This window comes from Paenibacillus pasadenensis (genome assembly GCF_023715725.1).
In the GTDB taxonomy this organism is placed as follows: domain Bacteria; phylum Bacillota; class Bacilli; order Paenibacillales; family Paenibacillaceae; genus Paenibacillus_O; species Paenibacillus_O pasadenensis_A.
This window is the reverse complement of the sequence record NZ_JAMBOT010000003.1, coordinates 502,118-516,657: the sequence shown is the minus strand read 5'-3', so window position 1 is coordinate 516,657 and position 14,540 is coordinate 502,118. Positions and strand designations below refer to the sequence as shown.

At 52.5% G+C, this 14,540-nt stretch carries 12 protein-coding genes and 1 rRNA gene; 4 read left to right on the top strand and 9 right to left on the bottom strand.

Going from position 1 to position 14,540, the window contains the following annotated elements; all coding sequences use genetic code 11:
- From M3223_RS11380 to gyrA, 3 genes are all read right to left on the bottom strand, one after another.
- Positions 1–603: ribosomal RNA gene (locus M3223_RS11380) — 16S ribosomal RNA — on the bottom strand; the annotation flags it as partial.
- A 273-nt stretch (positions 604–876) separates the two neighbouring features.
- Positions 877–1,938, bottom strand: a complete 1,062-nt coding sequence (locus M3223_RS11375) for an HD-GYP domain-containing protein (protein ID WP_251561405.1) — start codon at positions 1,936–1,938, stop codon at positions 877–879.
- 32 nt (positions 1,939–1,970) lie between these two features.
- The gene (gene gyrA / locus M3223_RS11370; RefSeq protein WP_251561404.1) at positions 1,971–4,475 is read right to left on the bottom strand and encodes a DNA gyrase subunit A; all 2,505 of its coding nucleotides are present in this window, start codon (positions 4,473–4,475) and stop codon (positions 1,971–1,973) included.
- Positions 4,476–4,792: 317 nt separating this feature from the next.
- Here gyrA and M3223_RS11365 point away from each other — a divergent pair, with 317 nt between their 5' ends.
- Positions 4,793–5,542 carry a YheC/YheD family protein gene (locus M3223_RS11365; RefSeq protein ID WP_251561403.1) on the top strand — a complete coding sequence of 250 codons (750 nt, stop codon included), beginning with the start codon at positions 4,793–4,795 and terminating at the stop codon, positions 5,540–5,542.
- Between the two features lie 47 nt (positions 5,543–5,589).
- Here the strand turns inward: M3223_RS11365 and gyrB are convergent, their stop codons facing one another.
- From gyrB to dnaA, 6 genes are all read right to left on the bottom strand, one after another.
- Positions 5,590–7,503: a DNA topoisomerase (ATP-hydrolyzing) subunit B gene (gene gyrB / locus M3223_RS11360; RefSeq protein ID WP_251561402.1), complete on the bottom strand. Its 1,914-nt coding sequence runs from the start codon at positions 7,501–7,503 to the stop codon at positions 5,590–5,592.
- A 73-nt stretch (positions 7,504–7,576) separates the two neighbouring features.
- Positions 7,577–7,825, bottom strand: coding sequence for an extracellular matrix regulator RemB (gene remB / locus M3223_RS11355; protein ID WP_251561401.1), 249 nt, complete (start codon positions 7,823–7,825; stop codon positions 7,577–7,579).
- A gap of 66 nt (positions 7,826–7,891) precedes the next feature.
- Positions 7,892–9,001 carry a DNA replication/repair protein RecF gene (recF, locus tag M3223_RS11350; protein ID WP_251561400.1) on the bottom strand — a complete coding sequence of 370 codons (1,110 nt, stop codon included), beginning with the start codon at positions 8,999–9,001 and terminating at the stop codon, positions 7,892–7,894.
- Positions 9,002–9,059: 58 nt separating this feature from the next.
- Positions 9,060–9,275 (bottom strand): S4 domain-containing protein YaaA, encoded by a 216-nt coding sequence (yaaA, locus tag M3223_RS11345; protein WP_251561399.1) that lies wholly within the window; start codon positions 9,273–9,275, stop codon positions 9,060–9,062.
- A 78-nt stretch (positions 9,276–9,353) separates the two neighbouring features.
- Positions 9,354–10,496: a DNA polymerase III subunit beta gene (gene dnaN / locus M3223_RS11340; RefSeq protein WP_251561398.1), complete on the bottom strand. Its 1,143-nt coding sequence runs from the start codon at positions 10,494–10,496 to the stop codon at positions 9,354–9,356.
- A 320-nt stretch (positions 10,497–10,816) separates the two neighbouring features.
- Positions 10,817–12,169, bottom strand: coding sequence for a chromosomal replication initiator protein DnaA (gene dnaA, locus M3223_RS11335; protein ID WP_251561397.1), 1,353 nt, complete (start codon positions 12,167–12,169; stop codon positions 10,817–10,819).
- 638 nt (positions 12,170–12,807) lie between these two features.
- Between dnaA and rpmH the strand changes: the two genes are divergently transcribed.
- The 3 genes from rpmH to M3223_RS11320 all read left to right on the top strand — a co-directional run bounded on the left by rpmH (position 12,808) and on the right by M3223_RS11320 (position 14,459).
- Positions 12,808–12,942 (top strand): 50S ribosomal protein L34, encoded by a 135-nt coding sequence (rpmH, locus tag M3223_RS11330; protein WP_251561396.1) that lies wholly within the window; start codon positions 12,808–12,810, stop codon positions 12,940–12,942.
- 192 nt (positions 12,943–13,134) lie between these two features.
- A complete protein-coding gene (gene rnpA, locus M3223_RS11325; RefSeq protein ID WP_251561395.1) occupies positions 13,135–13,479 on the top strand; it encodes a ribonuclease P protein component in 345 nt (114 codons plus the stop codon).
- 101 nt (positions 13,480–13,580) lie between these two features.
- Positions 13,581–14,459 (top strand): YidC/Oxa1 family membrane protein insertase, encoded by an 879-nt coding sequence (locus M3223_RS11320; protein ID WP_251561394.1) that lies wholly within the window; start codon positions 13,581–13,583, stop codon positions 14,457–14,459.
- The last annotated feature ends 81 nt before the right edge of the window (positions 14,460–14,540 follow it).

Sequence of the window (14,540 nt, the reverse complement as noted above, 5' to 3'; positions counted from 1 at the left end):
CGGACTTACAAAGCCGCCTGCGCGCGCTTTACGCCCAATAATTCCGGACAACGCTTGCCCCCTACGTATTACCGCGGCTGCTGGCACGTAGTTAGCCGGGGCTTTCTTCTCAGGTACCGTCATGGCAAAGGCAGTTACTCCTCTACCCGTTCTTCCCTGGCAACAGAGCTTTACGACCCGAAAGCCTTCCTCACTCACGCGGCGTTGCTCCGTCAGACTTTCGTCCATTGCGGAAGATTCCCTACTGCTGCCTCCCGTAGGAGTCTGGGCCGTGTCTCAGTCCCAGTGTGGCCGATCACCCTCTCAGGTCGGCTACGCATCGTCGCCTTGGTGAGCCGTTACCTCACCAACTAGCTAATGCGCCGCAGGCCCATCCTCAAGTGACAGATTGCTCCGTCTTTCCCGGCCTCTCCAGGTGGAGATACCGATTATCTGGTATTAGCATCCGTTTCCGGAGGTTATCCCAGTCTTAAGGGCAGGTTGCCTACGTGTTACTCACCCGTCCGCCGCTAACTTCACCCCGAAGGGATCCGTCCGCTCGACTTGCATGTATTAGGCACGCCGCCAGCGTTCGTCCTGAGCCAGGATCAAACTCTCCATAAAGGGTTGTTCGACTTGCTCATTTATAACGTTGACTTGCTTCACTCGTTGTTCAGTTTTCAAAGAACAAATTCGCTTTATTTCCGCCCCGCCTCTCAGCGGCGACTTAGATAATATATCACGCCCGCCTATACAGATGCAAGTCTTTTTTAAAATCTTTTTCGATTTTCTTTTCCTTCATTATAAGCATCAAAATATACATCAAAATATCGCCAGCCTACTCGGCTAAATCCAATTAAAAAAGCCCGAAGCGAATTCCGCTCCGGGCCTAATAAACTATCGACTAATTAACTCATCGATATAAAGCTGTCTTTCCACACTCAAATTAACGATAGTGCCCGAAACGGAAACCCAAGGCCGGATCGGCGCAGTCCGGTCCGTAAAGACGATCTCGCCGAGCCTGCCATCGCTAAGCCTGACCAAACTGCCATTTTGGGATTGGGTCGACTGCTCAATGAACTTGCGAACATAGCCGGGATCCAGCTTGCCGAAAGCTTCTTGTTGAATTTGCTCCAACACAAGATAGGGCGACATCGCCGGGCGATAGACTTTGTCTAAAGTCATCGCATGATAAATATCTGCAATAGCAACCAGCTTCGCGTAGCGATGGATATTGTCCAGGGATAATCCTAACGGATATCCGCTTCCGTCCACTCGTTCATGATGCTGCAGAGCAGCCAGCTTCACGCCCTCATTAAGCGCAGCAATTGGCTTGAGCAGCTGATATCCGCTAAGGGTATGCCGCTTCATCTCTTCCGCTTCCGAGGAATTAAGACTGCCCGGTTTGGACAAAACGCTGCGGTCTACCCGGATGTTGCCGATATCATGCAGCAAGCCGGCTAACGCCACCTGCATCCAGTCCTTTTGCGGCAGCTCCAGCCACTGCGCCAGCTGATAGCAGGTAAGAGCGGAGAGAACGCTGCTGTGGTAATAAAATTCTTCCCGGTCCACATGGCGAGGACGGAATGACAATACATGGTACTCCGCAATATGGGCAAACAGCTTCTCCAAGCGCGCTCTCAGCTCTAGCAGAGGCAGCACATCTCCGCCGGCGACAAGCGCGTAGGCTTTGCGAAGCTGCGAAACCATCGCATCGTACTCAGAATGCAGTCCGCTGCGAGCAACAGACGGAGCGGTCTCTGGCGCGTCTTGCGATGCAGGGGCGCTGGCCGCCTCCCGGTCCACATGGACTTGCGGGACGAGAAAAGCCTGCAAAATATCCAGTTCCCTAAGCGTAATGACTCGTCCTTTGTGAAAAAGAACGCTGCCTAGAGGCGACATCACATCCTGCGCCACGACATCTCCAGCCTTCAGTTGCGTGCAATCTACTAATGCCACAGCAATCCCTCCCGGCAGCTGGCTACAGCCGCCTACTCATCCTGATTGTCTTCTTGCACTCCAAGGGATTCCTCAGACGGTTCCTGGCCTTCCGACTCTTCATCCTGAACCTCTTCGCTTCTTGCGACACGGGTTACCGTAGCAACCGCATCCTCATCTCTAGTGTTGATCAGACGAACGCCCTGCGTGTTGCGGCCCATGGAAGAAATCGAGTCCATACTCATCCGAATGAGCGTACCGGACTCTGTCATAATCATCAAATCTTCGTCTTCCGCTACAACCTTCAAGCAGACGATCGGTCCGTTCTTCTCCGTAACGTTAAGCGTTTTGATTCCTTTGCCGCCGCGCGTTTGGGAACGGTAATCCAGTACTGGCGTTCTTTTACCGTAGCCCTTGGAAGTAACGATGAGAACTTCCCGGTTCGGATCTACAACGTCCATATCGATTACCTGGTCCGAATCATCCAGCTGAATGCCCTTAACACCGGTGGCCGAGCGCCCCATAGAACGGACATCGCTTTCCGAGAAGCGAATCGACATTCCGTTTGAGGTACCCATAATGATCTCCTGATTGCCGTCCGTCAGCTTCACGCTGATCAGATCGTCATCCTCGCGGAGATTGATTGCAATCAGCCCCACCTTACGGATGTTGGAGTAATCATCAAGCGGAGTCTTTTTGACGATACCCTGCCTTGTTCCGAAGAACAGATAACAGTCGGGATCAAACGACTCCACTGGAATTACCGCGTTCACCGTCTCGCCCTGCTCGATTTGCAGCAGGTTGATAATTGGCGTTCCGCGAGCTGTGCGGCTGAGATCCGGAATCTCGTAGGCTTTTAGACGGTACACCTTGCCCTTGTTCGTAAAGAACAGCAGGAAGTGGTGTGTATTGGAAACGAACAGATGCTCGACAAAATCATCCGTTTTTGTATCCATGCCCATAACACCTTTGCCGCCGCGGCGTTGGCTGCGGTAGGTCGTAACCGGCAGACGTTTCACGTACCCGGAGTGTGTGATGGAAATGATGACATCCTCGCGCGGAATGAGATCTTCGTCGAGAATTTCGTCTTCGCCGATCGTAATTTCGGTGCGGCGCTCGTCGCCGAATTTGTCGGTCAGCTCAGCCAGCTCCGTGCTGATAATATCAAGCACCAGCTGTTCGTCGGCCAAAATCGCTTTGAATTCTGCAATGCGGGCAAGCAGCTCGTTATACTCGGCCTCGATCTTCTCGCGCTCCAGACCGGTCAGACGCTGCAGTCTCATATCGAGAATCGCCTGCGCCTGCTCGACGCTCAGCGAGAAGCGGCTGATCAGCCCTTCTCTAGCAATATCGGCTGTCCGAGAGGAACGGATGAGCGTGATGATTTCGTCGATGTGGTCGAGCGCAATGCGGAGCCCTTCGAGAATATGCGCGCGTGCCTCGGCTTTTTTGAGATCGAATTCCGTACGTCTGCGAATAACCTCAATCTGATGCTGCAGGTAGTAGTAAAGCATTTCGCGCAGCGTAAGCGTACGCGGCTCTCCGTTCACCAGCGCCAGCATATTGATGCCGAATGTAGATTGCATCTGAGTCTGCTTGTACAGGTTGTTCAGCGTTACGCTCGGATTCACGTCGCGGCGAAGCTCAATCACGACCCTCATGCCGTTGCGGTCCGACTCGTCCCGCAGATCGGTAATGCCTTCGATTTTCTTTTCGCGGACAAGCTCGGCAATCTTCTCAACCAAACGAGCTTTGTTCACCTGATAAGGCAGCTCATGGACGATAATGCGGGCTTTGCCGTTGTTCTCTTCAATCGTGGCGCGTGCGCGCATCGTTACCGAACCGCGGCCAGTCGTATAGGCCTGACGGATGCCGGAATGGCCCATGACAATACCGGCCGTCGGGAAGTCAGGACCTTTTACGTAATCCATCAGTTCAACCGACGTAATATCCGGATTCTGGATCAAAGCTTGCAGACCTTCCGTCACTTCCCGCAGGTTGTGAGGCGGAATGTTGGTCGCCATGCCGACAGCAATGCCAGAGACGCCGTTTACGAGCAGATTCGGGAAACGGGCCGGAAGCACTGTCGGCTCGTGCTCTTCGCCGTCGTAGTTGGGGTTGAAATCTACGGTGTCCTTGTTCAGATCGCGCAGCAGTTCCATCGCAATCTTGGACAAACGAGCTTCGGTATAACGCATGGCCGCCGCCATGTCGCCGTCGATCGAGCCAAAGTTGCCATGGCCGTCGACAAGCATGTAGCGCATCGAGAAATCCTGCGCCATCCGAACCATCGATTCATATACGGCGCTGTCGCCGTGCGGATGGTATTTACCGATGACTTCGCCGACAATCCGTGCGGACTTTTTGTAAGGCTTGTCCGGGGACATGCCAAGCTCCGACATGGCATATAAAATACGCCGGTGAACCGGCTTGAGTCCGTCGCGCACATCCGGCAGCGCGCGGCTGACAATGATGCTCATGGCATAATCCATGAACGATTCGCGCATTTCTGTACCGATATCACGGTCTTTAATCTGGGAACGTTGTTCTTCCGCCATACTTACCTCCTGTGCGGTCAAGCCTGGGAAACGGCGTAACCTGTTGGGTAACAGTTCCCGCGCTGACACTGAACCCCTATCTTATCTGTGTTTCACATTAGGGACCGACTTAAACGTCGCGGGAATGAAAAAATGGGTGAATGCCGTGCTCCATCCGAAGGACGCAGCCATATGATATTGGGAGCAATTGCCCGCTACAGAGGCTGTAATTCCAGCAGGGCATACATTTGGACAATACACTCTATTATATCATTATTCGGCCTCTTATCATATCGGAAAAATGCCGTCGCATAGCGGCCGGGGAAGGATGAACGAGGTTGGCCATCCAACGTATCGTCAGCAAGCAGGCCAAAACCGAAGCTCTGCTCCAATCGGAAGAGCTGAGGAGCTATATTCCGGACACAAAAGCCTATTCCAGGCACACACTGCTCGCCATGCTTGATCAATATGGAATGTTATATATCAAGCCGGACTCCGGTACTTTCGGCAACGGCGTCATCAAAGTGGAAAAAATCTCTGATCACAGCTACCGTTTTCAAAGCGGCACCAAAATCAATACTTTCACCACCTATGACGGGTTATTTACAGGACTGGAGCGGGTGCGTCCAAAAAAAAAATATCTCGCTCAAAAAGGAATCCATTTACTGCGCCACCATAACCGCCGCTTCGATCTGCGCGTCATGGTGCAGCGCAATCCTTCGGGTGTGTGGGAAACGACAGGCGTAATCGGGCGGCTGTCGCATCCCGCCAAAATCGTCACCAATTATCATAGCGGGGGAACAATTACGCCGTTCGAAACGCTCATGGGCTCCCATCTGCAGGCCGATGCCCGCGATAAATACATGGAGCGGCTGCACCGGCTCGGCGTGAAAACCGCCGAACAGTTATCCGTCCGTTATCCAGGCCTAAAAGAGCTCGGTCTTGATGTCGCCGTCGACACCGATCTCAAGCCGTGGATTCTAGAAGTGAATACAAAGCCCGACCCCTATATATTCCGGCGTTTGGCCGACAAAAGCATTTTCAGGCGCATGAGGAGATATGCCGCTGCTTACACCTCCAAGCGTTGAAAAAAGAGCCCTGACGAGCGGAAATGCTCGACACAGGGCTCTTGCCATTATATATCCAGGTTTTTAACCGATTTGGCATATTGCTGAATAAACTCGCGGCGCGGCTCGACATTATCGCCCATCAGCGTATCGAACATGACGTCCGCCTTAATTGCATCTTCAATCTGCACCTGCAGCATCGTGCGGCTTTCCGGGTCCATGGTCGTTTCCCACAGCTGGGTAGCATTCATCTCTCCCAGGCCTTTGTAGCGCTGCACGTTGATTTTTACTCCTTCGCCAAACTCAGCGATAATCTCGTCGCGCTCCCGCTCGCTCTGAGCGTAACGAACGACCTTGTTGCGCTCGATTTTGAATAGCGGCGGCTGTGCGATGTAAATATAGCCGGCCTCCAAAATTTTGCGCATGTAGCGGTAGAGGAAAGTAAGCAGCAGCGTGCGAATATGCGCTCCATCGACGTCGGCGTCGGTCATGATAATGATCTTGTGGTAACGGGCTTTGCCCAGATCAAAATCATCGGCGATGCCGGTGCCAAGCGCCGTAATGATCGCGCGAATCTCGGCGTTGGACAGAATGCGGTCCAAACGGGCTTTCTCTACGTTGAGAATCTTACCGCGCAGCGGCAAAATTGCCTGGAAGTGCCGGTCCCGGCCCTGCTTGGCCGAGCCGCCGGCGGAATCGCCTTCGACGATGTACAGCTCGCTGATGCTGGCATCCTTGGAAGAGCAGTCGGCGAGTTTGCCGGGCAGGCTGCTGACTTCCAGCGCGCTTTTGCGGCGCGTCAGCTCGCGAGCTTTACGAGCAGCCTCGCGGGCTCGGGAAGCGGACAGGCCCTTGTCGACAATTTTGCGGGAAACGGAAGGATTCTCATCCAAAAATTCCTGCAGCTTCTCAGCAAAAAACGACTCGACGATACCGCGCACTTCGCTGTTGCCAAGCTTTGTTTTTGTCTGACCCTCGAACTGCGGCTCGGGAATTTTGACGCTAATAATTGCCGTCAGCCCCTCGCGCACATCGTCGCCGGACAGATTGCTGTTGCTATCCTTAATCGCGCCGGTTTTGCGGGCGTAATCGTTAATGATCCGGGTCAAAGCGCTCTTAAAGCCGGACTCATGCGTGCCGCCTTCATGCGTGTTGATGTTGTTGGCAAAAGAGTAGATGTTCTCGCTGTAGCTGTCGTTGTATTGCAGCGACACCTCAACCTGAATGCCGTCCTTCGTGCCCTCGACATAAATCGGCTGCTCATGCAATGCCTCGCGATTGCGGTTAAGGTACTGCACAAACTCGATAATGCCGCCGTCGTAGCGGAACGTATTGGACATGCCGGTACGCTCGTCCTCCAGCACAAGCTCAATGCCTTTGTTGAGGAAGGCCAGCTCGCGTACACGGGATTGCAGCGTATCGTACTCAAATACAGTCGTCTCCGTGAACACCTCGGAGTCGGGCTTAAACGTTGTTTTGGTACCTGTCGTGGCGCTTTCGCCGACGACCTTCAGGTCATACTGCGGCACACCGCGGCGGTATTCCTGCTGATAAATACTTCCGTCGCGGCTGACCTGAACGATAACCTGCTCCGATAACGCGTTCACGACGGAAATGCCGACGCCGTGCAATCCGCCGGACACTTTATAGCCTTCGCCGCCAAACTTGCCGCCGGCATGAAGCACCGTCATAACAACTTCAAGCGTCGGGCGTTTCATCTTCGGATGCTCGCCGACTGGAATGCCGCGTCCGTTGTCGGTAACGGTAATGCTGTTATCCTCATGGATCGTTATAATAATCCGGTCGCAGTAACCGGCCAGTGCTTCGTCTATGCTATTGTCGACAACTTCCCATACCAGATGGTGAAGACCTTTGCCGCTAGTGGAGCCGATATACATGCCTGGCCGCTTGCGGACAGCCTCAAGACCTTCCAGGACCTGAATCTGGCTCTCGTCGTACGTATGCTGTGGATTCGTGGACATGCTCTGTTTCACTGCTCCTCTCGACTGCGCTAAGCAACTGGACAAGTCTGACTTTCGTCCAGAAATGCCGCCGTCAGTTGGCGGCGAAGTTGTGACCGCGCTTCTTCAGCGTGGATGATGAGATGGGGGAGTAATACACCCGGCTTTTGGTAACGACGATAGACTTCGGCTCTTCCTCGCCGATAAGCTCCACGTCCTTGCGCTTTTTTGCGCCGGCGACGAACTGCTTGGAGAGCTTGGAAGACTGCTCGATGGAGATGTCGAAAATAGCGACCAGCTCCGATGACCGGATAATCTTCTCTCCGCCAAGATGAATATACATCCTTCCGCCTCACTCCTCTATGAAAAGCCCCTGAGGGGCAGAATCGCCAATAAAGGGCTGAGGCGGCTATTCTGTGACGCGTCCGCCTTCAACCCGGTAAATGCCCGCATCGGACAGCCGGCTCGTATTGACGCTCTCCAATCCCGTTGCGGTTATGAATGTTTGAACTTTGCCCTGGAACGTCTCAATCAGCTGCGTCTGTCTGTGCTGGTCCAGCTCCGACAGCACATCGTCCAGCAGCAGCAGCGGATACTCGCCAATCTCCTCGCGGATCAGCTCGATTTCCGCCAATTTGAGCGACAGCGCCGTCGTGCGCTGCTGTCCCTGGGAACCGTATACCTGGGCTTCCTTGCCGTTGATGAAAAAGGCCAGATCGTCGCGATGAGGCCCGGCAAGCGTTACGCCGCGGCGGTATTCCTGATCTTTTACCTGGGTTAACTTTAACATAAATTGCTCGAATAAAACAGATTCATCTTCCGCAGAGCCAATCTCGAAAGATGGACGGTACTCTATGGACAGTTCTTCACCTCCGGCAGTTATGCCAGAATGAATCGCTGCAGCCCAAGTTTTCAGCTTCTCTATGAATTGTTGCCTTTTTTTCATAATTTTAACACCATGCTCTGCTAGCTGCACATCCCATACCTCCAACAGACCGGGTTTGATGCCGGACGGACCTGCGGATTTGAGATAATTGTTGCGCTGCTGAAGAACCTTGCCATACTGCTGCAGCGTGTGCAGATAGCTTGGCTGAACCTGTCCGATCTCCATATCGAGAAAACGGCGGCGCACACCGGGAGTGCCTTTGACAATTTCGAGATCCTCGGGAGCAAACATAACGACATTCAGCGTGCCGACAAATCCGCTCAGCTTGCGCTGCTCCAGCCCGTTGACGCGGGCTTTTTTGCCTTGGGCCGAATAGGCGAGATCAAGCGATACGCTTCCATAGCGCTTTTCCACCTCGCCATGCACAGTCGCTTCTTTGCCGTTCCAGCCAATCAGCTCGCGGTCTTTGGCGGTCCGGTGGGATTTTGTCAGCGCCAGGACAAAAATCGATTCAAGCAGGTTCGTTTTGCCCTGGGCGTTGGGACCGATGAACAGATTTACCTTGCGCGTCGTATCCAGCTCAAGCTGCTCGTAATTGCGGTAATTCCGCAGGGCGATCCGGTTCAAAAACATCGTTTCGCCTCCTTGCGCAGCATGTCCGCGTGGAGAGGACATTTCCCGAAATCGGAGTTCATGCCCTCTGAACCTGGAAGGAGCCAAACCCGTCCACGGTTACGGAGTCGCCGGTATAGAGCTTGCGTCCGCGCCGGTTGTCGGGTTCGCCATTGATCGTTACGCTCGTTTCCTGAAGAAAAAATTTGGCTTGGCCGCCGGAATCGATGCAGTCGGACAGCTTGAGAAATTGGCCGAGCGTAATATATTCGGTTTTGATCGTGATTGGTTTCATTCGCGAATCTCTCCTGTTTCGGTGGGGATGAAAAAAGCGGGCGACCGCAGGGCCGCCCGCTGGCTGCATCGTACCGGATCAATTGGTTGTGCGGTACGGCAGAATGATGTATTGGCTATTGTCATGATCGGCCGGACGAATGATGATCGGGCTCATCGCGCCGGTAAAGCTGATAATCAGCTGTTCGCTGTCAATAACTTTAAGCGTATCAAGCATGTATTTGGAGTTGAAGGCGATGCGCAGCGGCTCGCCGCTTTGGCGGATGACTTCAAGCTGCTCGGTTACACGGCCAAGCTCGGAGGAGCTGGAGGAAATTTCGATCGTGCCGTTTTCCAGCGTAACGATGCGGACGATGTTTGTTTTTTCCTCGCGGGACATCAGATACGCGCGCTCCATCGAATCGATCAGCTTACGGGTTTCCAGCACCAGTTCTGTTTTGAACGACTGCGGAATAATCTTGGATGTATCGGGATACGTCCCGTCCAGCATTCGGCTGTAAAAGAGGGTGTGGCCCAGCCGGAAAAGCACCTGATTGCTGGCGACGACGATGTCCACCAGACCGGCTCCGTCCGGAACGAGCTTCGACAGCTCAACCATCGTCTTGGCGGCAATGACAACATTCGTCAAGCGGTACCCGTCCGGAGAATCAACGCGGGAGATCCGGCTTGCCAGACGGTGGCGGTCGGTCGCGACGAATTTCAGCTCGCCTTCGTTCAAATTCCACAACAGACCGGTAAGCACCGGTGTTTGCTCGCTGGTGGAAGCGCAAAATACCGTTTGCCGAACCATCGCTTTAAGCAAATCGCCGGGAAGCTGCAGCACTTCGTTTTCTTCGATCGACGGCAGAACCGGGAATTCCTCTGGGTCGAGGCCGACCATCTGAATATCGGTTGAACCGGATCGAATCAGCGTTTGATATTGCTCGCCTACCTCGATTTGCACATCCTCGGCTGGCAATTTGCGAATAATCTCGACAAAAAATTTAGCAGGCATAACGACGCTGCCGGGTTTTTCAACTTTGGCAATGACCGTTTCTGCGGTTTCAGCGGGAATGAAGCTTTGAATGGCGATATCTGTATCGCTTGCGGTCAAAGTTACTCCTTGGTGAGTAACGTCAATCTTGATTCCTCCGAGAATCGGAATGGCGGGGCGCACCGAGGCTGCCTTGGCTACCTGTTGGATGGCGTCGTTAAGTTCATTTTTGGAGATGATAAGTTTCATGCGTTCCTCCTTGGGCGGCTTTCGACGGCATTCGTCCTTGTTGAAGGTGAAACGGCTGCCGTCGTCCTTGGCGGCGATGCACGTTTCATTCCGAGAAATATAAGCACAGTATAGGGAAAACGGATACGTTCTTATATTTTAACAAGAAGGCGGAGCCGTTCTTTTTAGATGATGTTGTTTTAAATAAAAAACAGTAGTAGTAGCCGTAGGGGCCGTGGATATGTGGATAAGCCCCGAAAACAGGGAAGAGACAAGCCTATCCACATGTGTATAGAGTGTGCATAGGCTTGTTTGAATTGCGCTTATCGCTGAGGATAACGCTACATATGATTTTTGACTTTTTCCGTCAAATTCTGAATGACTTTAAACAGCTCTTGATCCATCTTCAGTTGTTTGGAAATTTTCTCATGCGCATGGATGACCGTGGTGTGGTCCCGCCCGCCAAATGCCTCGCCGATTTTAGGCAAGGAGTAGTCGGTCAGCTCGCGTGAGAGATACATCGCAATTTGACGCGGATAAGCGACGGCTTTGGTCCGCTTGCGAGCTTTGAATTCCTCCATCTTCAGGCCATAGAATTCGCCGACCCTTTGTTGGATATCCTGAATGGTAATCATCTTAGGACGGCTTGACGGAATAATGTCCTTGAGCGCTTCGGCAGCCAGATGGGAGCTGATGTCCTCGTTGATGAGCGAGGAATAAGCGACGACGCGGATCAGTGCGCCTTCCAGCTCGCGGATGTTCGTATCGATCTGATTGGCAATGTAGACCATAGCTTCGTTCGGAATATCGAGGTTTTCCGCTTTTGCTTTTTTGCGCAAAATAGCGATTCGCGTCTCCAGATCCGGCGGCTGAATATCTGTAATCAGTCCCCATTCAAAGCGGGAGCGAAGCCGCTCCTCCAGCGTTGGAATCTCCTTCGGCGTCCGGTCGCTGGAGATGACAATTTGCTTGCGCTCTTCATGCAGCGCGTTAAATGTATGGAAAAATTCCTCCTGCGTCCCGTCTTTGCCCGCCAGGAATTGAATATCGTCGATCAGCAGAACGTCGATGTTCCGGTACTTGTTCCGGAAGCTCTCGCCTCGGTTATCGCGGATCGCGTTAATGAATTCGTTGGTGAACTTCTCCGAGGAGATGTACATAACCTTGGTGCTCGGATTGTGTTCCAAAATATAATGTCCGATGGCATGCATCAAGTGAGTTTTGCCCAGGCCTACGCCGCCGTACAAAAACAGCGGGTTGTAGGCTTTGGCCGGCGCTTCCGCCACCGCCAGCGAGGCGGCATGCGCAAAGCGGTTGTTCGCTCCGATGACGAAGGTATCGAACGTGTATTTTGGATTCAGCATATAGGAGAAAGGCTCCCCCGCGGTGGCCGGCTGCTGCTTGATCTGCGGCTGCGCGGGCGCTGCGGGTTCCGGCGGGCGATTCTCCTCGATGACAAATCGGATATCAACTGATTTGCCGATATAATCCGACACCGTCGTGCGAACCAACTTCGTGTAGCGGCTCTCCAGCCATTCCACCGCGAACGTTGTCGGAGCTGTGACGACAAGTAGTCCATCATCCGAAAAATTGGCCTTCGTCGCCTTAAACCAGGTGTCGAAGCTCGGCTTGCTCAATTTAGTTTGGATGATTGACAGCACTTGCTGCCACAAATCCTCGGTATGGCTGTCCACAGACGGTCACTCCTATCCCTGTTGTTACGATGGCCAAACGTAATGCCTGATGCTGTCGATTCTATTGGGGTAAGCCGCTCATCCATCCACAGATGCAGGGACTTGTTGATGAAGGTTATGCAGAGGGGGAACATGTTGTTCACAATGTTATCCACAGGTTGTTGATAATTAAGTTTGCATTTACGCTCTGTCCACAACAAAAACAAATCTATCATAGCAAAATAAAGGCTCTATTTCAACGCGTGGCAGATTTTTATCCACAATCCCTACTGCTTGTGTATAAGAGTTATCTACAGCACAAGATATTGTTAACAGGCTGTGCGCAGTTCGACAGGAAACGGCAGAAGTCTTTTAAATTGTGCACATGTTACTAAATATTGACGGAAGAACGCGTTTATTGCCGTTATCCACAGGAATATAGATGAAGCGACTTGGAAAAGTGTTATCCACTGCTTCTTAAAGATGGACTCGGTTGACTTTCATTCGTCAAAATGGTTAAATGGAAAAAGGCGTTTTTAACTCGGGACTACTGCTTGAACGGACGAACAGCAATCGATCGTCCACGGGTTCTGCTGCATTCCGCTGCGGCGGACGCCCGAGTTGGACGAACGATACCTAGAAGCGGGGAGGTGCATGTAATGAGACCGACTTTCAAACCGAACGTGAGCAAGCGCAAAAAAGTTCATGGCTTCCGTAAACGGATGAGCTCGAAAAACGGCCGCAAAGTATTGGCTGCACGCCGCAAAAAGGGCCGCGCTGTACTGAGCGCTTAATGGATTCAAAACATGCGCATGCGTTCTGATTAGCAGAGACATGGCGGAAGTTATCCCATTCGGATATAAATTCTAAGCATGTGGAAAAAGACCACCTGGAGTGGTCTTTTTTTTGTACTGGGACGCCTTTCTTGCAATGAGGGATGTATGACATTTCATAGAAGGCAGCATAATGGGTGGAGTCGGTGAACAATGCAGAGAAAATGGCGCCTGAGAAGGCGTGAGGATTTTGCGCGGACGTACCGCGGCGGAAAGTCCTTTGCCAACGGTCAGTTTGTCGTTTATTGGTCCCGGCAGCCGAAGGCGGAGCCGTTCCGGCTCGGCATCTCGGCCAGCAAAAAAATCGGCAATGCGGTCGTCCGCAACCGGATGCGCCGGGTTGTGAAGGAAATTGTCCGGCAGCATGCCGACAAAATGGCGGAGCATACGGATTTTATCCTGATCGTCCGCGCCGGCGCCGTAGGCAAATCCACCAAGGAGCTGGAAAGAAGCGTGCTTCATGTGCTTCGCAAAGCTGGTCTTCTCAAAGCCCGCTGATTGCGCTTCAAATTCAGCATTTAAGCCTGGGAGGGCTTGTTTCATTGCCCCCTTATATATGGTATAGTTTAGGTTGAATCGTGATCAGAGAGGAGATTTACATGTTTTTTTCGCGCTTGGCTTCAAAACGCAAATGGCTGGTCATGTTCTCCCTGATTCTGTTGGTAGCGCTCCTCTCGGGATGCATGCCAGACCCGTCTCAGACGACGACGACCGAGGACTTAAAAACAAACGGGAACTGGTGGGAGCGCAATGTCGTTTACTACTTCTCGTTTCTATTAGATGAGTTCGCGGTATGGTTCGACGGCCAGTACGGCTTTGCCATCTTGCTGATGGTTATTATCGTAAGGACGCTGATTTTACCGCTTACGCTTAAGCAGTACCGCAGCTCCAAGGCGATGCAGGCGATTCAGCCCGAGCTCGCCGAGATCCGCAAGAAATACGCGGACAATCCGCAAAAGCAGCAGGAAGAGACGATGAAGCTGTTCCAGCAGAACCAGGTGAACCCGCTTGCGGGCTGTTTGCCGCTGCTGATTCAGATGCCGATCTTCATTGCGCTGTACAACTCGATCTACTTCAACAGCGACATCCGGACGCATGAGTTCCTGTGGCTGCAGCTTGGCGAGCCTGACCATCTGTACATCCTGCCGGTTATTGCGGCGATTACGACGTATGTGCAAACCAAGATGATGCAGAAAGCCCAGCCGAACAATCCTCAGATGCAGATGATGAACACGATTATGCTCATCTTCCCTGTGCTGATTCTTGTTATGGCGTGGAACCTGCCTTCGGCGCTTCCGTTGTACTGGGTATATACGAACATCTACACGATCATTCAGAACTACTTCCTGTATGTCCGCAATGCGGATAAAAACGGACAAGCTCCGAAGAAGGAAGAAGGCAACGGCGGCGACAAAGGAAAAGGCAAAGGTAAAAATAAAGGAAAAGGCAAAAACTCGGTTTCGGTTAAAGGCAAATAAACCGTGCGCTTTTTCCATCTATAAAGTTCCAATTCCGGCGGCAATGGCTCTCACAGTCATTGCTTTTTTGCCATCATGCGT